We start from the raw sequence: 20,744 nt of genomic DNA on the forward strand, positions 1-20,744 counted from the left end.
CCGGCCGCTGCGGGCGGACACCCCCCACCCCGTCCCCTTCGCACCGTCGGCGGCTGCAACGCCCCAGGGGCGCGGGGAACTGCGCGACCAGCCACAACGCACCCGCACCCGCCGAACAACCGAACCCGGCACTTTAGTAGGCGCCCGGCCCAAGCCCAACGCAGCGGGCCCGTTCGATTAACTCCGTGACCGCCCCCGACCTCAACAGAGACAATGGGACCGTGCGCTATCGCATCCTCGGCACCACCCAGGCACTCCGCCCCGACGGCACCTCCGTTTCCGTCGGTGGTGCTCGGCTGCGTGCTCTTTTGACCGTGTTCGCGCTGCGGCCCGGCCGTACCGTCCCGGTGAGTGTTCTGGTGGACGAGGTGTGGGACGGGGAGCCGCCCGCCGACGCGACCGGCGCGGTGCAGGCGCTGGTGGGGCGGCTCAGGAGGGCGCTCGGGGCGGAGGCCGTGGGGTCGGTGGACGGCGGCTACCGGCTGGCCGCCACCCCGGACGACATCGACCTGCACCGTTTCGAGCGGCTCGTCGGCGACGGCACCCGCGCGCTCGCCGACCAGGACCCCGCGAAGGCCGCCGCGGTCCTGGACGACGCCCTCGCCCTGTGGCGCGGCCCGGCCCTGGCCGACCTCCCCGACCGTACGGCCCACGCGGCCCGGGCCGAGGCCCGGCGCCTGGACGCCCTGCGGGCCCGTCACGCCGCCGCGCTCGCCCTCGGCCAGGCCGAGCACTCGCTTCCCGAACTGACCGCCCTGTGCGACAGCCACCCCCTGGACGAGCCCCTCCAGGCCCTCCGGCTGCGCGCCCTGCGCGACACCGGCCGTACGGCGGAGGCGCTGGCCGCCTACGAGGACGTACGGCAGCTGCTCGCGGACCGTCTGGGAGCGGACCCGGGGCCCGAACTGCGCTCCCTGCACGGGGAGTTGCTGCAAACGGAGCCGGAACCCGAGCCGGAGCCGGTCCGTGCGCACCGCCCGCCGGCCGGCAACCTCCGCGCCCGTCTCACCTCCTTCGTCGGGCGGGAAGCCGATATCGAGGCCATTCGCGGGGACCTCGCGAGGGCGCGGCTCGTCACGTTGCTGGGGGCCGGTGGGGCCGGGAAGACCCGGTTGTCGCAGGAGGCCGGGGAGAGCGTGGGGGAGGCCGCCCGGGACGGGGTCTGGCTGGCCGAACTCGCTCCCGTGGACGATCCGGACGCCGTGCCCGAGGCGGTGCTGACCGCCGTCGGTGCCCGCGAGACCGTGCTGTACGGCGCCGGTGCCGAGGCGATCCGGGCCGCCAACAGTGAGCGGCACGACGATCCCGTGGAACGGCTCGCCGAGCACTGCGGCCGGCGCCGGATGGTGCTGATCCTCGACAACTGCGAGCATGTCGTCGACGCGGCCGCCCGGCTGGTGGAGACGCTCCTGGAGCGCTGCCCGGGTCTGACCGTGCTGGCCACCAGCCGTGAACCCCTCGGTGTGCCGGGGGAGTTGCTGCGTCCCGTGGAGCCGCTTCCGCAGCCGGTCGCGCTGCGGCTGCTCGCCGACCGGGGGGCCGCGGCCCGGCCCGGGTTCCGGGTGGAGGAGGACCCCGAGGCGTGTGCGGAGATCTGCCGGCGGCTCGACGGGCTGCCCCTCGGTATCGAGCTGGCCGCCGCCCGGCTGCGGATGCTGTCGCCCCGTCAGATCGCCGACCGGCTCGACGACCGCTTCCGGCTGCTGACCTCCGGCAGCCGTACCGTCCTGCCCCGGCAGCAGACCCTGCGGGCCGTCGTCGACTGGTCCTGGGACCTGCTCGACGAGGAGGAGCGGGAGGTGCTGCGGCGGCTGTCGGTGTTCGCCGGCGGGTGTGATCTCGCCGCCGCCGAGGCCGTGTGCGGGCCCGGCGCTCTGGAGGCGCTCGGTTCGCTCGTCGACAAGTCCCTTGTCGTGGCGGCGCCTTCGCCGGGCGAGGGGGACGGGGGGATGCGCTACCGGCTCCTGGAGACCGTCGCCGAGTACGCCGGCGAGCGCCTCGACGAGCGGGACGGCGTCCGCGCCGACGCCGAGCGCGCGCATCTGACGTACTACCGCGAACTCGCCCGCACCACCGACCCGTTGCTGCGCGGCCCGCGTCAACTGGAGGCCATCCGGCGCCTGGAGCGCGAGTACGAGAACCTGCGTACCGCCCTGCGCCGGGCCGTCGCCGCCCGGGACGAGCAGGAGGGGCTGTGTCTGGTCCTGTCGCTCGCCTGGTACTGGCAGATGCGTGACCTGCGGATCGAGGCCCGCAACTGGTCCCGCGAGGTGCAGGGGCTCGGGACCGACCCGTTCACCGTGCCGGTCCGACCCGCCCTGCCGGTGTGGGAGCGCTGCACGGACAGCCCGCCGCCGTGGACCGGTGAGGTGCTGGAGGAAGCCCGGCGGGGCACCCACCTCGTCCATCTCGCCTGTATGGACACCGAGTTGGACGCCTGGCAGAACCAGCACGCGCAGGCCAAGCTGCGGTCCATCGCCACGACCTACGAACCCGGCATGCCGCAGACCTGCCGGCTGCCGGGCTCGCTGTGGTTCTTCGCCATCATGCTCACCGGGGACATGGACCGGCTGCGGGACGTCATCAAGGCGACCGTCGACACCTGCCGGGCCACCCCGGGCTACGAGTGGGAGCTCGCCGCGGCCCTCCAGTGGCGGGCGAACCTGCTGGCCAACCGGTCCGACTGGGCGGGGGACGCCATCCAGGACGCCGAGGAGGCGCTGGAGATCTACGAGCGGATCGGTGACCTCTGGGGGACCGCCGAGGCGCTGTCCGCGCGGGCCGAGGCCCATGAGCGCAGGGGCGAGTGGCGGGCCGCGGCCGACGACTACGAGCGGGCGATCGAGCGGGCCGAGCAGCTCGGTGCCCGCGCCCAGCGGTCCGTGCTCAACGCCCGGCTGGGCAGCACCCTGCTGGAGACCGGGGAGCCCGGGGCGGCCGAGCGGGGCGAACAGCTGCTGCGCGAGGTGATCGCCGACCAGGACGGCGCCCGCAACGAGGCGATGCCCGCCTCCCGCATGTTCCTCGCGGGCAGACTCGGGATGACCGGCCGGATTCCCGAGGCGCGTGAGCAACTGCGTTTGCTGCGGCAGCAGTTCGGCATCGCGCACTTCGTCATCTTCGACGCCTTCATCCTCGGCTCGGAAGCCTGGCTGGAGGCCGTGGACGGCTGCTACGAGGAATCCCTGCGGCTGACGCGCCGGGCGCTGGAGAAGTCCAAGGACCCGCTGGCTCTGACCATCGCCCCGCACATGCGCACCCTGTATCTGCACACCGCCGGGCTCGCCCTGGTCGGGGCCGAGGGCGGTGCCCGCGCCCTGGACGGCGCCCGCTGCCTCGCGGCCGGTGACGCGCTGCTGCCCGCCGCCCACGCCCCGACGAGCATCGAACGCACCCTGCGGAGCAAGGCCGAGCGGGGCCTGCGCGCGGTACTCGGCGACGTGGCCTACGAGTCGGCGTACACGGAGGGCGGCGGCCTCTCCCCTGAGGAGGCCGCCGCCCTGGTGTGACGCGCATCGGCGCCGACTTCAGTTCTTCGTACGGAACTTGTGGATGGCGTACGGTGCCGCCACCGCCGTGATCGCCGCCGACCAGGCGAGGGTGATCCACAGGTCGTGCGCGACCGGGCCGCCGACCATCAGGCCGCGGGCCGCGTCGGCCAGTGTGGACAGCGGGTTGTAGTCGGTGAAGTGCTGGAGCCAGCCCGGCATCGAGGCCGTCGGCGCGAAGATCGACGAGCCGAACTGGAGCGGGAACAGCACCAGGAAGCCCATCGCCTGCACGGACTGCGCGTTCTTCAGGACCACGCCCAGGGTGAGGAACACCCACATGATCGAGGAGGCGAACACGGCGGACAGACCCACCGCGGCGAACAGCCCGGCCCAGTGGTGGATGTCGAACCCGACCAGGACGGCCACGATCATCAGGACGGTGGTCGCGAACAGCATCCGCAGCAGCTCGACGGAGATCTTCGCGAACAGCACCGAGCCGCGGCCGATCGGCAGGGACCGGAAGCGGTCCATGACACCGGAGTTGAAGTCCTGGCTGAAGCCGGTGCCGACGCCCTGGGACAGCGTCATGCTCATCATCGCGATCATGCCCGGGATGACGTACTGGACATAGCCGTCCTGTCCGCCGCCCAGGGCCTGTCCGATCGAGCCGCCGAAGACGTAGACGAACAGCAGGGTGAAGACGACCGGCATCAGCAGGGCGTCGAACATCGACTCCGGGTCCTGCCGGATCCACAGCAGGTTGCGGCGGACGAGGGCTCCGGTGTGGCGCAGGTGGCCGCGCAGCGGGATGCGGGCGTCGACGTCGAGAGCGGGGGTGGCGGTTGCGGCGCTCATACGGCGACCTCCTCGAGGGTGGGCGTGGCGTCCTGCGGGGCACTGGCGCGGTGGCCGGTGAGGGACAGGAACACCTCGTCCAGGCTGGGCAGTTCGGTGGTGATGGAGGAGAGCGTGACCCCGCGCGCGGTGACCGCGCCGACCACGGCGGTCAGCTGCTCGTCGCTGAGGATCGGGACGATGACGGTGCCGCTGTCGGTGTCCACGGTGCTGGTGGCGAGGCCGGTGATGCCGAGCTCGTCGATCCAGCCGGCGAGCGGCCGCAGCTGCGCCGGGTCCACGGGCCGTACCCGCAGCGAGCGCCCGCCGACCTTCGCCTTGAGCGCCTCGATGGCGCCCTCGGCGATGACCTTGCCGTGGTCCACGACGGTCAGTTCGGAGGCGAGCTGCTCGGCCTCCTCCATGTACTGGGTGGTCAGCAGGACGGTGACGCCGTCGCCGACCATCCGCTTGACCTCGTCCCACACCTCGTTGCGGGTGCGCGGGTCGAGACCGGTGGTGGGTTCGTCGAGGAAGAGCACCTGGGGGCGCCCGATCATCGAGGCGGCGAGGTCGAGACGGCGCCGCATACCGCCGGAGTAGGTGCTCGCCGGCCGCTTCGCGGCGTCCGTCAGCGAGAACCGCTCGAGGAGTTCGTCGGCCCGGGTGCGGGCCTCCTTGCGGGGCAGGTCGAGCAGCCGCCCGATCATGTAGAGGTTCTCCCAGCCGGGGAGCTTCTCGTCCACCGAGGCGTACTGGCCGGTGAGACCGATCACCTTCCGCAGCTGCCGGGGCTGGCGCACCACGTCGTACCCGGCGACGGTCGCCGTGCCGGAGTCGGCGGTGAGCAGGGTGGACAGGATCCGTACGAGGGTGGTCTTCCCGGCGCCGTTCGGCCCGAGCACACCCCTCACGGTGCCCTCGCGCACGTCCAGGTCGACGCCGTCCAGCGCCTTGGTCTCGCCGTAGTGCTTGACCAGCCCCCGCACGGAAACGGCGGAGTCCCCGCTCTGGGGGTTCTTGTCGATTCGCGTCATGCCGAGAACACTCCCAGCCGCCACCGACAAACCACCGACAGGTCGCCGACAGGGGCCGACAGCCCGCCGACATCCCTGTCGGGGGCCGCCTCGGTGGGCGAGGAACACCAGGTCGGATCGGGTACGGGCGCCTGTGGGCCGTCTGCTGCCCGGGGGCGGGAGCGCGCCGGATCAGCTGGACACCGGCCGGCGGACCGCCCCGAACCCGGCTCGTGAGGCCGCTGCATGACGGCGGGGGGCGCCCGGTGATCCCCGGGCGCCCCCCGCCGTCGTACGAATGCTCAGTGGTGCACTGTCTCCGCGTGCTCCGGGACATGCGAGGCCACCAGCCGTTCCCGGCTCGCCGGGGCGGCCACGCGCCGCCGGTCCACGACCGTCGCCACCGCGGCGACGCCGAGGCCCAGTACGGCAAGGCCCGCGCCCGTCAGCGCGGGGGAGGTCACGCCGAGGCCCGCGGCCAAGGCGAGGCCGCCGATCCAGGCGCCGCCGGCGTTGGCGAGGTTGAACGCGGCCTGGTTGGCGGAGGAGGCCAGGGAGGGGGCGGCGGACGCCTTCTCCATGACCATGAGCTGGAGCGGGGACCCGGTGACGAAGGCCGCCGTGCCCAGCAGGACGACCGCGAGCGCGGCACTCCACTGCGTCGACATCAGTGCCGGGAACAGGGCGAGGACCACGACCAGGGAGGTCAGGCCGCCGAACAGGGTGCCGCGCAGGGAGTGGTCGGCGAGCCGGCCGCCGAGCAAATTGCCCGCCGTCGCGCCCACGCCGAACAGGGCGAGCAGGACGGTCACGCTGGAGTCGGCGTAGCCCGCCGCGTCCGTCAGCATCGGCGTGATGTAGCTGTACGCGGCGAACAGGGCGCCGAACCCGGCGACCGTGGTGCCGAGGGCCAGCCAGACCGGGAGCGAGCGCAGGGCGGCCACCTCGCCGCGCAGGCCCACCCGGGGTGCCTGGGTGTGGTCGTGCGGGATCAGCAGGGCCAGGGAGGCGATCGCCGCCAGACCGATCGCGCTGACGCCGAGGAAGGTGGCCCGCCAGCCCAGGTGCTGGCCCATGAGCGTGGCGACGGGGACACCGGCGATGTTGGCGAGGGTCAGGCCGAGGAACATCAGGGAGACCGAGCGGGCCTTGCGCTCCGGTGCCACCATGCCGGTGGCGACGACCGCGCCGACGCCGAAGAAGGCGCCGTGCGGCAGGCCGCTCACGAAGCGGGCGGCGAGCAGCGCGTACTCGCCGGGGGCGAACGCGGAGGCCGCGTTGCCGACCACGAACAGTCCCATCAGGCCGATGAGGACCTTGCGGCGGGACATCCGGGCGGTGACCGCGGCGAGCAGCGGGGCGCCGATCACCACGCCCAGCGCGTACGCGGAGACGAGGTGACCGGCGGTGGGGATCGAGATGCCCAGGTCGTCGGCGACGTCGGGCAGCAGGCCCATCATGACGAATTCGGTGGTACCGAGACCGAAAGCGCCGACGGCCAGTGCGAGCAGGGCCAGAGGCATGAAGAGGTCGAGCCTTTCGAACGGGGGAGCGGAGTTCCGTATCAGCATATGTTCATTACCGGAACAAAGGATGCCCGTCCCAGGCTTCCCCAGGGTTACGAAGAGGTGGCGAGGTTCACACGGGCCGCCACCGGCAGATGGTCGCTGCCGGTCTCGGGCAGCGTCCACGAGCTCACCGGCTCCACGCCCTGCACCATGATCTGGTCGATCCGCGCCATCGGGAACGACGCCGGCCAGCTGAACCCGAAGCCGCTGCCCGCCGCGCCCTGTGTGGAGCGCATCTGGGAGGTGACCGCGTTCAGCGCGCGGTCGTTCATCGTGCCGTTCAGGTCGCCCAGCAGGATCTTGCGCGGCAGCTTCTCGTCGGCGATGGCCTCACCGAGCGCGTCGGCGCTGGTGTCGCGCTGCCGGGCGGTGAACCCGGCCTCCATCTTCACCCGTACGGACGGCATATGAGCCACGTACACCGCGACCTGCCCGTCCGGCGCGGTCACCGTGGCGCGCATCGCCCGGGTCCAGCCGAGCTTGATGTCGACCGCCTTCACCCCGGTCAGCGGGTACTTGCTCCACAGCCCGACCGTGCCCTCGACCGCGTGGTACCTGTACGTCGACGCCAGCGACTTCTCGTACACCGGCACCGCCGAGGCGGTCAGCTCCTCCAGTGCCACCACGTCGGCGCCGGAGGCGGCCACGTCCCGGGCGGTGCCGGACGGATCGGCGTTCTCGGCGTTGACGTTGTGCGTGACCACCGTCAGGTCGCCGCCGGTGCCGTTCTTGTCGGAGAGCAGCCCGCCGAAGAGGTTCAGCCATACGGCCGCCGGCAGCACCACCGCGATCAGCGCGGTCGCCGACTTGCGCAGAAAGCCCAGCAGGAGCAGCACCGGGACGAACAGGCCCAGCCACGGCAGGAAGGTCTCGGTCAGACTGCCCAGGTTCCCCACGGCGTTCGGGATCTGTGCGTGCAGCAGCATCACCAGGGCCACGACCACCGCGAGGGCGGCGAGCACGATCCCGCGGCGCCAGATCCGCCGGTCACCGCGCCAGCCGGACACCGTACCGCCGAGCAGGCGCCGGAACCGGCCTCTTTGGCGCTCGGGTCCCGAGCCGCCGTCCGCCGTCTCCGTCACGTACGCCTGCTGCGCCATACCGTCGCCTCACTACCTGCCGTGCACACCGTTCAACCCCGTCGCCGGGAGGGTGTCAGACACCCCGTAAGACCCTAGGGGATGATCGGCTCCTGTCTCGTCGTCCCATGACGACCGTACGGGGGCGATGACGTACAAGTGGGTGCACCGAGTTCCGGATCCCGGCCGGGAAAGCGCCCTCTGTGACCAAACCCGCACACGGCTCCTACGGAACGCGCGAGCTGACGGGCCGTAGCCCCTCCAGGACGCTGTCGACGATCTGTTCCGACAGGCCCTCGGGGAGCGCGGAACCCGGCAGCATGATCGTGCGGAACAACATCGGCCCCACGAACAGGTCGTTGAGCAGATCCAGGTCGACGTCCGCGCGGAGTTCGCCGTTCGCCTGCCCCCGGCGCAGGATGTCGAGCTGCTTCCGGCGCCGCGGGGCGACGACGATGGCGTGGTAGGCGTCCCACACCTTCGGGCTGCTCTTCATCTGCGCGAAGACGTTGTGCAGCAGCGCCGACGAACGGGTCATCAGCCCGCGCTGCCGCAGCTGTTCGAGGAGTGCCACGAGATCGTCGCGCATCGAGGTGCCGGGCAGTTCCGCGTCCGCCGGCTCGGCGGTGCGCACGACGTCGACGAAGAGCTCCTCCTTGCCGTTCCAGCGGCGGTAGATGGTGGCCTTGCCGACGCCCGCGGTCCGGGCGATCCGCTCGATGGACAGCTCCGACAGCGGTACGCCGTCCTCCAGGAGCTCGATGACGGCCTCGATGATGGACCGCTCCACGGCCTCACTGCGGGGTCGGCCCCGCACCGGGACCACCGGCCCGGACTGACTCTCGGCGAGGCCGCTCACGTCGCTCGGTCCTTTCTGTGGGATGAGGTGATTGTCCCTCGGGTACGACGGTGCGGGCGGACCGGATCAGGCCGTTCCGGTTCGCCCCGCACGCCCTACCTGCCCGACACGCCCTATTCGCCCTGCTCGCTCGCGGTCACCAACTCCTGCTCCTCCGCCCCTCGCTGAGGCTCCGTCGGCCGGCCCGGCAGGAACAGCGCCACCACCAGGGCGCCCACCACCGCGACCCCGGCCCCGCACAGCGCGGTGACGTGCATCGCGTGCAGGAAGGCGTCGTTGGCGGGACCGACCAGGGCGTCACCGCGGGGGCCGAGCTTCGCGGCGACGCCGAGGGTGGCCTCGATGGACTCGCCCGCGGTGTGCCGTACGCCCGCCGGAACGGCCGCGAGGTGGGACTCGATGCCGTTGCGGTAGGCCGTGGAGAGCACCGAGCCGAGCACGGCGATGCCGAGCGCGCCGCCGACCTGCCGGAAGGTGTTGCTCAGCGCCGACGCGGAGCCGGCCTTCTCGCGCGGCAGGGCCTGCATGATCACGACACTGGTCGGCGTCATGATGTGCGCCATGCCGGTGCCCATGAGGAAGAAGATCACTTCGAGGAGCCAGATCGGGGTGTCCGCGTCCAGCACGGTGAACGCGCCCAGCATCGCGGCGATCAGCAGCATGCCGCCCGTCGTGGTCGCCTTGTTGCCGAAGCGGTCGACGACCAGGCGGGCGCGCGGCGCGAAGATCAGCTGCGCGGCGGCCAGCGGCAGCATCAGCAGACCGGTCTGGAGCGGCGAGTAGCCGCGCACGCTCTGGGTGTAGAACACCGAGAAGAACGTCACACCCATGAGCGCGAAGAAGACCAGCCCTATGGCGCCGATCGCGGCCGAGAAGACCTTGTTCTTGAAGTAGTTCATGTCGATCGACGGATGGTCGCTGCGCTTCTCGAACACCACGAAGGCGACGAGCACGGCGAGTCCGGCGCCCATGGTCGCGAGCACGGTGGCGTCCGTGAAGTCGGCGAGCTGGCCGCCCTTGATGATGCCGTAGACCAGCAGAACCAGGCCGATGACCGACAGCACCACACCGACGGGGTCGATCCGGCCCGGGTTCGGGTCGCGGGAGTCCGGCACCAGCCACAGCATCAGCACCAGGGCGAGCACCACGATCGGCACGTTGATCAGGAAGACCGAGCCCCACCAGAAGTGGTCCAGGAGGACACCGCCGGTGATCGGGCCGATGGCGATGGCGAGGCCGACCCCGCCCGCCCAGATGCCGATGGCCTTGGGCTGCTCGTCACGCTCGAAGACGTTCATCAGGACGGCCAGCGTGGCCGGCATCACGAAGGCGGCACCGAGGCCCATCAGCGCCCGGAAGGCGATCAGCTGGCCCGGCGAGCCGGAGAACGCGGCGAGGGCGGAACCGGCACCGAACACCACCAGGCCGCCCAGCAGCACCTTCTTGCGGCCGAGCCGGTCACCGAGCAGCCCCGCGGTGAACAGGAGTCCGGCGAAGACCAGGGTGTAGGCGTTGATCGCCCACTCCAGCTCGCTCTGGGTGGCGCCCAGTCCGGTCGGCGCGGGGGTCGAGATCGTCTTGATCGCGACGTTCAGGATCGAGTTGTCGAGCACCACGATCAGCAGGCTGAGCATCAGCACGCCGAGGATGGCCCAGCGGCGCCGGTGCACCGCCTCCGGGATCCGGGAGTCAGGGACTGCGGTAGTCATGCCGTCGAGCGTAGAGGATTTCCGATACGGCACCGTCTCGTATCGTAATTCTTTGCCGAGACCTTACGTGCCGGAACGGTCACACCGACCGCCCCTGGCCCTGACTGGCACGAGGTGCCACCATGGAGGTGATCCGGGGACGCCGTCAGGGCGCCTCGAGATGACGTAAGGAGCCGTTGCAATGACGCAGCTTTCGGCTGCCCACACCAAGCCCTCCGACGGCAGCAAGGCGCTGTACGGGGGCAAGGGCACGCGCCGCATCACCGTCCGGGACATCGCCCTCGCCAAGGAACGCGGCGAGAAGTGGCCCATGCTCACCGCCTACGACGCGACGACCGCCGCCGTCTTCGACGAGGCCGGCATCCCCGTGATGCTGGTCGGCGACTCCGCGGGCAACTGTCACCTCGGCTACGAGACCACCGTGCCCGTCACCATGGACGAGATGACCATGCTGGCGGCGGCCGTCGTACGGGGCACCTCGCGCGCCCTGATCGTCGGTGACCTGCCCTTCGGGTCCTACCAGGAGGGCCCGGTGCAGGCGCTGCGCTCGGCGACCCGGCTGGTCAAGGAGGCGGGTGTCGGCGCCGTGAAGCTGGAGGGCGGCGAGCGCTCCCACGAACAGATCCGGCTGCTCGTCGAGTCCGGCATCCCGGTCATGGCCCACATCGGCCTGACTCCGCAGTCCGTCAACGCCATGGGCTACCGCGTCCAGGGCCGCGGCGAGGAGGCGGCCCAGCAGCTGCTGCGGGACGCCAAGGCCGTCCAGGACGCGGGCGCCTTCGCGGTCGTCCTGGAGCTGGTCCCGGCGGAGCTCGCCGCCGAGGTCACCCGGGTGCTGCACATCCCGACGGTCGGCATCGGCGCCGGTCCCGAGACCGACGCGCAGGTCCTGGTCTGGACCGACATGCTCGGCCTCACCGGCGGCCGGGTGCCGAAGTTCGTCAAGCAGTACGCCAACCTGCGCGAGGTCATGACCGGAGCGGTGAAGGCCTTCGCGGAGGACGTCGTCGGCGGCACCTTCCCGCTGGAGGAGCACTCCGTGCACTAGGGCCCACGGCCCACTCCGGCCCCTCGGAGCCACTGTGGCACCAAGCGCCCCGCCGATCTTCCCCCAGTCGGCGGGGCGTCCTCTGTCTCCGGACGGCTCACGAGGACAGGAGCTGTCCTACTGGCCCCCTAGCGTCACAGGTGTCCGACACCGACGAAGGGGCCGACATGTCCGATCAGACCAGCGCCGCAGCCGAGCCGACGAGCGCCGCATCCGGGCGGACCAGCGCAGCATCCGGACGGGCCAGCGGCTCATCCGGGCGGACCAGCGGCGCATCCGGGCGGACCCGCACCGCGCCCGAGCAGACCAGCGCCGCACCTGAGGGGTACACCACCGTCGCCCCGTGGGTCGTCACCGACGACACCGGGGCCTTCCTCGATTTCGTCACCGAGGTGTTCGGGGGTGAGGAGCTCGGCCGGGTCGCCACCGAGTCAGGGGCCGTCGGACACGCAGAGATCCGGATCGGCGACACGGTGGTCCTGGCCTTCGACCGCAGCCCGGACTGGCCGGTGATGCCGAGCCTGTTGCGTGTCTTCGTCCAGGACGCGGACGCCACCTTCGCCAGGGCCCTCAAGGCGGGTGCACGCGTGGTCACGGACCTGTCGGACAGCGCCTTCGGCCAGCGAGGCGGCCGGATCAGGGACCCCTTCGGCACCATCTGGTGGGTGGTCGCCCACGTCGAGGACGTGCCGGAGGAGGAGATGTGGCGGCGGCTTGCGATGCCGGAGTACGCGGAGTCGATGCGGGTGGCGCAGGAGACCTTTGACGCGGAGATGACGGGACGGGGGAGGGGGCGCAGCAGCGCGCCGGTCAGAAAAACCAGCCCGTCCGGCGTTTGAGGACGAGGCCCTTCGGGCCGACGGGGGTCTGGCGGCGCAGCCCCCAGGACGCGCACCCCCACCGGCCCGCACCGCTCAGTCGAACCGTTCCAGATCCCGCAGCCACGCCTTCGCCGAGCTGTCCGACGGGGCCCGCCAGTCGCCGCGGGGGGACAGGGAGCCGCCCGCCGACACCTTCGGGCCGTTCGGCATCGCCGATCGCTTGAACTGGGCGAACGCGAAGAAGCGCTTGCAGAAGACCTCGAGCCAGCGCCGGATCTCGGGCAGGTCGAACGTCCCGCGCTTGTCCTCGGGGAAGCCGGGCGGCCACTCGCCCGCCTCCACGTCGTGCCACGCGTGCCAGGCCAGGAAGGCGATCTTCGACGGCCGGAAGCCGTATCGCAGCACATGGAAGAGCGTGAAGTCGTGCAGCGCGTACGGCCCGATCTTCGACTCGGTGGACTGCATCTCCTCGCCCGGCACCAGCTCCGGGCTGATCTCGGTGTCGAGGATCGCGGCCAGGATCTCGCCGGTCTCCTTGTCGAACTGGCCGCTGCTGATGACCCAGCGGATCAGGTGCTGGATGAACGTCTTCGGCACGCCCGAGTTGACGTTGTAGTGGCTCATCTGGTCGCCCACGCCGTACGTGGACCAGCCGAGCGCCAGCTCCGAGAGGTCCCCGGTGCCGAGCACGATGCCACCGCGCTGGTTGGCGAGCCGGAACAGGTAGTCGGTGCGCAGGCCCGCCTGGACGTTCTCGAAGGTGACGTCGTACACCGGCTCGCCGGAGGCGAACGGGTGGCCCATCTCCTGAAGCATCAGCCGCGCGGTCGGCGTGATGTCCAGCTCCGCCGCGGTGACCCCGAGCGCGGCCATCAGCTTGTGGGCGTTGTCCTTGGTGTGGTCGCTGGTCGCGAAGCCGGGCAGTGTCCAGGCCAGGATGTCGCTGCGCGGGCGCCCGGCGCGGTCCATCGCACGGGCGGCCACGATCAGCGCGTGGGTGGAGTCGAGGCCCCCGGACACCCCGATGACGACCTTCGGGCCGCCGATCGCCGCGAGCCGCTGCTGGAGCCCGGCGACCTGGATGTTGTAGGCCTCGTAGCAGTCCTGGGCGAGCCGCTCGGCGTCGGCCGGCACGAACGGGAACCGCTCCAGACGCCGCTTCAGTCCCAGGTCGCCCGAGGGCGGGTCGAGCTCGAAGGACACCGTGCGGAAGTCACCGGTGCGGGCCTGGTGGGTGCGCCGGTTCTCGTCGAACGTGCCCATCCGCATCCGCTCCTGCCGCAGCAGGTCGAGGTCCACGTCGGCCACCGCGTACTCGTCCCCCTGCGGGAACCGCTCGGTCTCGGCCAGCAGTACGCCGTTCTCGTAGACCATGGCCTGCCCGTCCCAGGACAGGTCGGTGGTCGACTCGCCGAGTCCGGCCGCCGCGTAGACGTAGGCGGCCAGGCAGCGGGAGGACGCCGAGCGGCACAGCAGCTTGCGGTCCTCGGCCCGGCCGACCGTGATGGGGCTGCCGGACAGGTTGACCAGGACGGTCGCACCGGCGAGCGCGGCCTCCGCGCTGGGCGGCACGGGCACCCACATGTCCTCGCAGATCTCCGCGTGCAGCACCAGGCCGGGCACGTCACCGGCCTCGAACAGGAGGTCCACGCCGAACGGTACGGCGGTGCCGGCGACCCGGATCGAGCCGCCCCGCTCGTCGGCGCCGTCGCCGATCTGCCGACGCTCGTAGAACTCGCGGTAGTTGGGCGGGTACGACTTCGGCACGACCCCGAGGACCCGGCCGCGGTGCACGATCACCGCGCAGTTGTAGACCCGGTTGCGGTGGCGCAGCGGGGCGCCGACGACCAGCACCGGCAGCAGCTCGGCCGACCCGGCGACGACCTCCGCGAGGGCCGCCTCGACCTCGTCCAGCAGCGCGTCCTGGAGCAGCAGGTCCTCGATGGAGTACCCGCACAGCCCCAGCTCCGGGAAGACCGCGACGGCGACCCCCTCCTCGGAGCACCGGCGCGCGTGACGCAGAACCGCTTCGGCGTTGGCGGGCGGGTCCGCGATGACGGTGTGACCCGTACACGCGGCGACGCGTGCGAACCCGTGCTGATAGATGGACCAGAAGTTCGGCTGAGGCACGGGTCCAGTGTAATCGTCAGAGCGACGCTATAGCTGGTGGGGGTGTGAGGAGCCTTACGCGCGCGGCCCATTGCCGGATTGTCATGACCTTGTCTTCAATAGGCGTTATGACCGGCATCAGCGATACAAGGGACGACGGTGCGCACCTCGCGACGGACTGGGGCTGGTTCCTGGCCTGGCTCCTGGTGGGAGCGTGTGCGGGTGTCGGCCTGGCGGCGATCCTGACGGTGGGGGCGGCCTTCCTGGTGCTCGCCGCGGTGGCCGCGGTGCTCCTGATCCGCAAGGGCCCGGGCCGCGCTGCCGTGGGCGCCGTGGCGGGACTGGCCCTCCCCGCGTTCTACCTCGCCTATCTGAACCGGGGCGGCCCGGGGGAGGTGTGCCGCACGGTGACGGGCGGCCAGAGCTGCACCGACGAGTACTCACCGGTGCCGTTCCTCGTCGTCGGGGCCCTCCTGCTGGTCGCGGGCCTGGCGATCCACGCGGTGAACGGCCGCCGCGGGCGCGCCTGACGCGGCGGGACCGGACGAACGGGAGGGCCCGGTCCCGGAGGTTCCCACCTCCGGGACCGGGCCCTTGGGGCATGCGCCCCGATCAGTGCCGGTTGAACGACTGGACGTAACCGTCTGCGGGCGTACCCACACCCGTCACGTCGTCGTAGCCCTTCACCGCGGACAGCGAGCTGTCCTTGCCGAGGCTGCGCACCGAGGTGAGCAGACCCTCGGAGCCGTCGAAGGCGTTGGCGAAGTCGACGCGCGCCACCGCGAGGTCGGTGCCCGTCGGCTTGTCCGTGACGTCGTGGTACACCCGCGACCCGTACTTGGAGTAGATCGACGGGTTGGCGAACCCGAGCGCCTTGCCGCCGGACGCCTGCTGCGCCAGCGCCTGCACGGCCGCGATCACCGGCGAGGCCAGCGAGGTGCCGCCGATGCGGTACTCGCTGTACTGCTGCGAGCCGTCAGGGAAGGTCTGGGTCTGCCCGACCAGGAAGCCGGTGTTCGGGTCGGCGATCGCGGAGATGTCCGGGACCACGCGGTTGCCGGTGGCGTTGTTCGCCGTGGCGAGCGCGTTCGGGACGACACCCTTCTGGTAGAAGGGCTCGGCGACCGTCTTGCTGGTGCCGCCGCCCGCGCCCGAGGTGAACGCGCCGGGGAAGTTGGTCCAGCTCTTGCCGTCCGTGGACAGCGTGGCCTTCTCGGTGCCCCAGCCGGTCTCCCACAGGTACTTGTCGCCCTTGCCGACCGCCAGCGAGGTACCGCCGACCGCCGTCACCCACGCCGAGTTGGCCGGGGTGTCGACCTGCTTCGTACCGGTGTTGGCGACCTCGTCGCCGTTGTCGCCGGAGGAGAAGTAGAAGCCGATGCCCTCGACCGCGCCGAACTGGAAGACCTGGTCGTAGGCGGCCGCGAGGTCCGGCGTCTGGTTCGCCTCGATGTCGCCCCACGAGTTGGAGACGATGTCGGCGAGGTGGTTGTCGACGACCTTGCTGAGCGAGTCCAGCAGGTCGTCGTCCAGGCAGGACGCGGCACCCACGTACGTGATGTTCGCGTCCGGCGCGACCGCGTGCACGGCCTCGACGTCGAGGGTCTCCTCGCCGTACCAGCCGGCCGCCGAGCAGGCCTCGGTGTTGGTGTAGCCGTCGGGCAGCACCTGGCGCAGCTGGCTGGTCTTGTAGGCCGCGTCGCCGTTCTTCTTCGCGTACGTGGCCGCGTCGAAGGCGATGGTCGGCGAGGCGTACGCGTCGGTGATGGCGACCCGCACCCCCTTGCCGGTGTACTTGCCGGCGCCGTAGGCGGCGCGCAGCTGCTTGCCCGTGTAGCCCTTGATCGCGTACGGGATCTTCGTGCCGTAGGCGCTGGGCAGCGTGCTCGCGGTGTTCGAGCCGTAGTACGAGGAGAACGGCCCGGAGTTCTTGAACACGGCGTCCGGCGGCGGCAGTTGGTCCTTGCTGCTGGCCTTGTGCGGCGCGTTGTCCAGACCGGTGACGGTCAGCACGGCACCGTCGAGGCCGGCCGGCGCGGACGCGGCCTTGTCGGGGGCACGGTAGGTCTTCGAGCCCTTGACGTAGTTGTGCAGCTGGGTCCCGAAGGCCTTCTCGACGGAGGCCACGTCACCGGTGACGGCGACGTAGTGCTCGTGGACGCCCGTGACCTTCAGACCGGCGGACGTCAGCCAGGACTTGACCGCGGCGACCTGCGCCTTGGTCGCGCCGAAGCGGGCCTGCGCCTGACCGGCGCTCAGGTACTTGCCGTACGACGCGGAGCTCGGGTCGGACACGGCCTTCGCGTAGGCGGCGAGACCGGCGGCGTCCTTGCCGGCGAGGTAGACCCGGGCGGAGACCTTGGCGCTGTCCGAGGTGGCGCCCTTGTCCGCCTTGGCCGTGGCCCACGCGGGCTTCGTGCCGGCCAGCGTGTCACGGGCCGGGGTGTCCGCGGCGTGGGCCGCGGGTATACCCAGCGCCAGCGCGCCCGCGAGCATCGGCAGTGTCGCCGCCATGCTCACTCCGGCGCGAAGTTTGGCGCGGTTGGATCTCATGGAACCCCCTGAATGCGGTTCTTCGGCGAGTGATCACTCGACGGTGTGGCCACTCTTGCGACGAACCGTTCATGCCAGGGGAATGGTCATGCCAAGAAGAGTCCAACTAACCTAAAGAAAAAGGCTGGTTAGAGGGTTAACCCTCTATGATCCCGGCTTCGCGCCCCGCTCCTTCAGCATCCCCGCCATCAGGTCGATCTCCGACTGCTGTGCGTCGACCATGCCCTGCGCGAGCCGCTTCTCCACCCCGACCGTGCACTTGTCCACACAGCCCTTCGCCATGTGGATGCCGCCCCGGTGATGCTCCGTCATCAACCGGAGATAGAAGATCTCGGCCTGCTTGCCGTTGAGCGTGCCCAGCTTCTTCATCTCGCTGTCGGTCGCCATGCCCGGCATCAGCGAACCCTCGCCCGCCGAGGGCATGTCACCCATGCCCATCCACGTCATCGGCGGATCCGCCGACACCTTCGGCAACCCCCACAGATCCAGCCAGCCCAGCAGCATCCCGCGCTGGTTGGCCTGCGTCTGCGCGATGTCGTAGGCGAGCCGCCGCACCTCCACGTCCTTGGTGCGGTCCCGCACGATGTACGACATCTCGACCGCCTGCTGATGGTGTATGGCCATGTCGCGCGCGAAGCCCGCGTCCGCCGACTCGGCCGTGGGCGTGTCGGCGGAGCCGTCCTCCGCGACGGCGTAGGTGATCGCCCCGGCCGCGACGAGCACCCCCGCCACGGCCACGGCCACTCCCGCGAACCTCACTGCCCCAGACCACCCGTGCACGCCGCGCCCGGCTCGGGCGTCTGCTCGCCCTGCACGAACTTCGCGAAGAACTTGTCGACGTCAGGGTCGGTCGCGCTCGTCACCGTCCGCTGGTGGCCCCACGCCGACAGCATGATCGGGTCCTTCTGCTTGTCGTCCGGGCTCATCAGCGTGTACGGCGTCTTCTTCACCTTGGCCGCGAGCGCGTCGACGTCGGCCTTCTTCGCCTTACTGGTGTACGTCACCCAGACCGCGCCGTGCTCCAGGGAGTGCACGGCGTTCATGTTGTTGAGCGCCTTGGTGTAGACGTCGCCGTTGCAGTTCATCCACACCTGGTTGTGGTCGCCGCCGACCGGGGGCTCCATCGGGTAGTTCACGGTCTTGACGACATGGGTGCGGCCCAGCGTGCCCTTCCAGGTCCTGACGCCGTCCGAGCCCGTCACGAAGTGCCCCTTGCCCTTGCCCTCCGCCGCCGTGCTGTCGTCGGACTGCGACTGGACGAGGGCGACGGTCCCGGCGGTCAGACCGGCCACGGCGAGCACGCTGGCGGTGATCACGAGGATCCGGTTGCGGCGCGCACGGGCCTGTTCGGCGCGCCGCATCTCCTCTATGCGCGCCTTGCGTGCCGCGGTGGTGCTCTTCTTGGCGGAACCCATGAGGTGTGTCCTTCTGGGGGAAAGGGGCGGGGCGGACGGTGACGATCGGTCCGCTGATCGTAGTGGGGCGGCAGCGGCTTCTCGTAGGGAGCCCGCAGGAAACCCGGGGCGCCGGGTGAGACGGGGCGGGCCGGGCATTACGTATGTCAGTCCGAGCAGGCAAGATGGGCGGCAGAGCAGTACATCCACCGGACGTGAGGCGTTCACACCCGGGTCGCCCGGGCGATCAAGGTCGGCAACGCGCACGAAACTCCGTTGTGGTGTGATGCTCAGGTGCCCGACCGCCTCCTGCGGGACACGGAGACAGGCGGCCTGACCAGCAAGGATGGGGAAGTCGAAGATGGACAAGCAGCAGGAGTTCGTGCTCCGGACCTTGGAGGAGCGCGACATCCGGTTCGTACGCCTGTGGTTCACGGACGTGCTGGGCTTCCTCAAGTCCGTCGCCGTGGCCCCGGCGGAACTGGAACAGGCCTTCGACGAGGGCATCGGCTTCGACGGCTCCGCGATCGAGGGCTTCGCCCGCGTGTACGAGTCCGACATGATCGCCAAGCCGGATCCGTCGACCTTCCAGGTGCTGCCCTGGCGCGCGGAGGCCCCCGGCACGGCCCGGATGTTCTGCGACATCCTCATGCCCGACGGCTCCCCGTCCTTCGCGGACCCGCGCTACGTCCTCAAGCGTGCCCTGGCCCGCACCTCCGACCTGGGCTTCACCTTCTACACCCACCCGGAGATCGAGTTCTTCCTGCTGAAGGACCGCCCGCTGGACGGCTCGCGCCCCACCCCGGCCGACAACTCCGGCTACTTCGACCACACCCCCCAGAACATCGGCATGGACTTCCGCCGCCAGGCGATCACCATGCTGGAGTCGATGGGCATCTCGGTCGAGTTCTCCCACCACGAGGGCGCCCCCGGCCAGCAGGAGATCGACCTCCGGTACGCCGACGCGCTCTCGACGGCGGACAACATCATGACGTTCCGCCTGGTCATGAAGCAGGTGGCGCTGGAGCAGGGCGTCCAGGCGACGTTCATGCCGAAGCCGTTCTCCGAGCACCCGGGCTCCGGCATGCACACCCACCTCTCCCTCTTCGAGGGCGACCGCAACGCGTTCTACGAGTCCGGGTCGGAGTACCAGCTCTCCAAGGTCGGCCGCTCCTTCATCGCGGGCCTGCTCAAGCACGCGGCGGAGATCTCCGCGGTCACCAACCAGTGGGTCAACTCCTACAAGCGCATCTGGGGCGGCACCGAGCGCACCGCGGGCGCCGGCGGCGAGGCCCCCTCGTACATCTGCTGGGGCCACAACAACCGCTCGGCCCTGGTGCGCGTCCCGATGTACAAGCCCGGCAAGACCGGCTCCGCGCGGATCGAGGTCCGCTCGATCGACTCCGGAGCCAACCCGTACCTGGCCTACGCCGTCCTGCTGGCCGCCGGCCTCAAGGGCATCGAGGAGGGCTACGAGCTCCCGCCGGGCGCCGAGGACGACGTCTGGGCCCTCTCGGACGCGGAGCGCCGCGCGATGGGCATCGAGCCCCTCCCGCAGAACCTGGGCGAGGCCCTCACCCTGATGGAACGCAGCGACCTGGTCGCCGAAACCCTCGGCGAACACGTCTTCGACTTCTTCCTGCGCAACAAGCGGCAGGAGTGGGAGGAGTACCGCTCCGAGGTGACCGCCTTCGAGCTCCGCAAGAACCTGCCGGTGCTGTAAGGGCACCGCGCGACGGGGCCGACGGTCACCGACCGCCGGCCCCGTCTGCTGCGGCTAGCGGGCCGCCGCCTGGTCCGCCAGGACCTGGTGCAGGGGTTCCGTCTCGCGGCGCTTGTACTCCTGGATCGCCCAGCCGTTGCCGTCCGGGTCCTTGAAGTACATGAAGGTGGCGCCGTCCTGCGGGGCGAACTGGACCGGCTCGCTGACGTCCAGGCCGCGGGCGGTGAGTTCCTCGTACGCCGCCTTCGCGTCCGTCACGCACAGCTGCATGCCGTGGTAGGTGCCGGGCTGCGGGGCGCCCGTGGGGACCTGGAGACCGTCCACCAAAGCGATGGAACAGCCCGAGCCCGGCGGGGTCAGCTGACAGATGCGGACGCCCTCCATCACCTCGCCGTCCAGATCCACGTGGAAACCGACCTTGTCGCGGTAGAACTCCTTGGCCCGGTCCACGTCCGTGACCGGCAGCAGGATCACTTCGAGGCTCATGTCCATGGCGTGACTCCCTCGTCGACGTCAGTACATCCGTCACATGCGGCCGTC

The 20,744-nt window shown here is 70.9% G+C and carries 16 protein-coding genes; 5 read left to right on the forward strand and 11 right to left on the reverse strand.

Features of this window, described 5'->3' with window-relative positions; genetic code table 11:
- Positions 1-221: 221 nt before the first annotated feature.
- On the forward strand, positions 222-3,509 hold the full coding sequence (locus AQJ54_RS10055) for an AfsR/SARP family transcriptional regulator (protein WP_248845335.1): 3,288 nt from the start codon (positions 222-224) through the stop codon (positions 3,507-3,509).
- An 18-nt stretch (positions 3,510-3,527) separates the two neighbouring features.
- Here the strand turns inward: AQJ54_RS10055 and AQJ54_RS10060 are convergent, their stop codons facing one another.
- The 6 genes from AQJ54_RS10060 to AQJ54_RS10085 all read right to left on the reverse strand — a co-directional run bounded on the left by AQJ54_RS10060 (position 3,528) and on the right by AQJ54_RS10085 (position 10,556).
- The gene (locus AQJ54_RS10060; protein ID WP_062024981.1) at positions 3,528-4,346 is read right to left on the reverse strand and encodes an ABC transporter permease; all 819 of its coding nucleotides are present in this window, start codon (positions 4,344-4,346) and stop codon (positions 3,528-3,530) included.
- A complete protein-coding gene (locus tag AQJ54_RS10065) occupies positions 4,343-5,362 on the reverse strand; it encodes an ATP-binding cassette domain-containing protein (protein ID WP_062236129.1) in 1,020 nt (339 codons plus the stop codon). Before AQJ54_RS10065 ends, AQJ54_RS10060 begins: the two co-directional genes overlap by 4 nt.
- A 281-nt stretch (positions 5,363-5,643) precedes the next feature.
- On the reverse strand, positions 5,644-6,864 hold the full coding sequence (locus AQJ54_RS10070) for an MFS transporter (protein WP_062237095.1): 1,221 nt from the start codon (positions 6,862-6,864) through the stop codon (positions 5,644-5,646).
- A gap of 95 nt (positions 6,865-6,959) precedes the next feature.
- Positions 6,960-8,009: an endonuclease/exonuclease/phosphatase family protein gene (locus AQJ54_RS10075; RefSeq protein WP_062236132.1), complete on the reverse strand. Its 1,050-nt coding sequence runs from the start codon at positions 8,007-8,009 to the stop codon at positions 6,960-6,962.
- A gap of 205 nt (positions 8,010-8,214) precedes the next feature.
- Positions 8,215-8,847: a TetR/AcrR family transcriptional regulator gene (locus AQJ54_RS10080; RefSeq protein WP_062236146.1), complete on the reverse strand. Its 633-nt coding sequence runs from the start codon at positions 8,845-8,847 to the stop codon at positions 8,215-8,217.
- Positions 8,848-8,960: 113 nt separating this feature from the next.
- Positions 8,961-10,556, reverse strand: a complete 1,596-nt coding sequence (locus AQJ54_RS10085; protein ID WP_062236149.1) for an MFS transporter — start codon at positions 10,554-10,556, stop codon at positions 8,961-8,963.
- A gap of 181 nt (positions 10,557-10,737) precedes the next feature.
- Between AQJ54_RS10085 and panB the strand changes: the two genes are divergently transcribed.
- Together panB and AQJ54_RS10095 are read left to right on the forward strand one after the other, a co-directional pair.
- Positions 10,738-11,604 (forward strand): 3-methyl-2-oxobutanoate hydroxymethyltransferase, encoded by an 867-nt coding sequence (panB, locus tag AQJ54_RS10090; protein WP_062024972.1) that lies wholly within the window; start codon positions 10,738-10,740, stop codon positions 11,602-11,604.
- Positions 11,605-11,771: 167 nt separating this feature from the next.
- Positions 11,772-12,443: a VOC family protein gene (locus AQJ54_RS10095; RefSeq protein WP_248845336.1), complete on the forward strand. Its 672-nt coding sequence runs from the start codon at positions 11,772-11,774 to the stop codon at positions 12,441-12,443.
- A 75-nt stretch (positions 12,444-12,518) separates the two neighbouring features.
- Here AQJ54_RS10095 and AQJ54_RS10100 read toward each other — a convergent pair whose 3' ends face one another.
- Positions 12,519-14,555, reverse strand: coding sequence for an NAD(+) synthase (locus AQJ54_RS10100; protein ID WP_062236152.1), 2,037 nt, complete (start codon positions 14,553-14,555; stop codon positions 12,519-12,521).
- 107 nt (positions 14,556-14,662) lie between these two features.
- On the opposite strand from AQJ54_RS10100, the gene AQJ54_RS10105 reads away from it, so the two are divergent.
- The gene (locus AQJ54_RS10105) at positions 14,663-15,064 is read left to right on the forward strand and encodes a hypothetical protein (RefSeq protein ID WP_062236155.1); all 402 of its coding nucleotides are present in this window, start codon (positions 14,663-14,665) and stop codon (positions 15,062-15,064) included.
- 82 nt (positions 15,065-15,146) lie between these two features.
- On the opposite strand, the gene AQJ54_RS10110 is transcribed toward AQJ54_RS10105, so the two are convergent.
- From AQJ54_RS10110 to AQJ54_RS10120, 3 genes are all read right to left on the reverse strand, one after another.
- Positions 15,147-17,087: a S53 family peptidase gene (locus tag AQJ54_RS10110; RefSeq protein ID WP_062024967.1), complete on the reverse strand. Its 1,941-nt coding sequence runs from the start codon at positions 17,085-17,087 to the stop codon at positions 15,147-15,149.
- 144 nt (positions 17,088-17,231) lie between these two features.
- A complete protein-coding gene (locus AQJ54_RS10115; protein ID WP_062236157.1) occupies positions 17,232-17,831 on the reverse strand; it encodes a DUF305 domain-containing protein in 600 nt (199 codons plus the stop codon).
- Positions 17,832-17,842: 11 nt separating this feature from the next.
- Positions 17,843-18,502 (reverse strand): thioredoxin-like domain-containing protein, encoded by a 660-nt coding sequence (locus AQJ54_RS10120; protein ID WP_062236159.1) that lies wholly within the window; start codon positions 18,500-18,502, stop codon positions 17,843-17,845.
- Between the two features lie 340 nt (positions 18,503-18,842).
- Between AQJ54_RS10120 and glnA the strand changes: the two genes are divergently transcribed.
- The gene (gene glnA / locus AQJ54_RS10125) at positions 18,843-20,204 is read left to right on the forward strand and encodes a type I glutamate--ammonia ligase (RefSeq protein WP_020141203.1); all 1,362 of its coding nucleotides are present in this window, start codon (positions 18,843-18,845) and stop codon (positions 20,202-20,204) included.
- A 54-nt stretch (positions 20,205-20,258) separates the two neighbouring features.
- Here the strand turns inward: glnA and AQJ54_RS10130 are convergent, their stop codons facing one another.
- Positions 20,259-20,696, reverse strand: a complete 438-nt coding sequence (locus AQJ54_RS10130; protein WP_062236162.1) for a VOC family protein — start codon at positions 20,694-20,696, stop codon at positions 20,259-20,261.
- Between the last annotated feature and the right edge of the window lie 48 nt (positions 20,697-20,744).

The sequence above is a fragment of the Streptomyces griseorubiginosus genome (assembly GCF_001514195.1).
Classification (GTDB): domain Bacteria; phylum Actinomycetota; class Actinomycetes; order Streptomycetales; family Streptomycetaceae; genus Streptomyces; species Streptomyces griseorubiginosus.

What these genes read in the sequence shown, in the direction of transcription:
- AQJ54_RS10095 (WP_248845336.1), top strand. Translation starts at nt 11,772, where the DNA reads ATGTCCGATCAGACCAGCGCCGCAGCCGAGCCGACGAGCGCCGCATCC.
- AQJ54_RS10065 (WP_062236129.1), bottom strand. Translation starts at nt 5,362, where the DNA reads ATGACGCGAATCGACAAGAACCCCCAGAGCGGGGACTCCGCCGTTTCC.
- AQJ54_RS10120 (WP_062236159.1), bottom strand. Translation starts at nt 18,502, where the DNA reads ATGGGTTCCGCCAAGAAGAGCACCACCGCGGCACGCAAGGCGCGCATA.
- AQJ54_RS10075 (WP_062236132.1), bottom strand. Translation starts at nt 8,009, where the DNA reads ATGGCGCAGCAGGCGTACGTGACGGAGACGGCGGACGGCGGCTCGGGA.
- glnA (WP_020141203.1), top strand. Translation starts at nt 18,843, where the DNA reads ATGGACAAGCAGCAGGAGTTCGTGCTCCGGACCTTGGAGGAGCGCGAC.
- AQJ54_RS10085 (WP_062236149.1), bottom strand. Translation starts at nt 10,556, where the DNA reads ATGACTACCGCAGTCCCTGACTCCCGGATCCCGGAGGCGGTGCACCGG.
- AQJ54_RS10070 (WP_062237095.1), bottom strand. Translation starts at nt 6,864, where the DNA reads ATGCCTCTGGCCCTGCTCGCACTGGCCGTCGGCGCTTTCGGTCTCGGT.
- panB (WP_062024972.1), top strand. Translation starts at nt 10,738, where the DNA reads ATGACGCAGCTTTCGGCTGCCCACACCAAGCCCTCCGACGGCAGCAAG.
- AQJ54_RS10105 (WP_062236155.1), top strand. Translation starts at nt 14,663, where the DNA reads ATGACCGGCATCAGCGATACAAGGGACGACGGTGCGCACCTCGCGACG.
- AQJ54_RS10130 (WP_062236162.1), bottom strand. Translation starts at nt 20,696, where the DNA reads ATGGACATGAGCCTCGAAGTGATCCTGCTGCCGGTCACGGACGTGGAC.
- AQJ54_RS10060 (WP_062024981.1), bottom strand. Translation starts at nt 4,346, where the DNA reads ATGAGCGCCGCAACCGCCACCCCCGCTCTCGACGTCGACGCCCGCATC.
- AQJ54_RS10110 (WP_062024967.1), bottom strand. Translation starts at nt 17,087, where the DNA reads ATGAGATCCAACCGCGCCAAACTTCGCGCCGGAGTGAGCATGGCGGCG.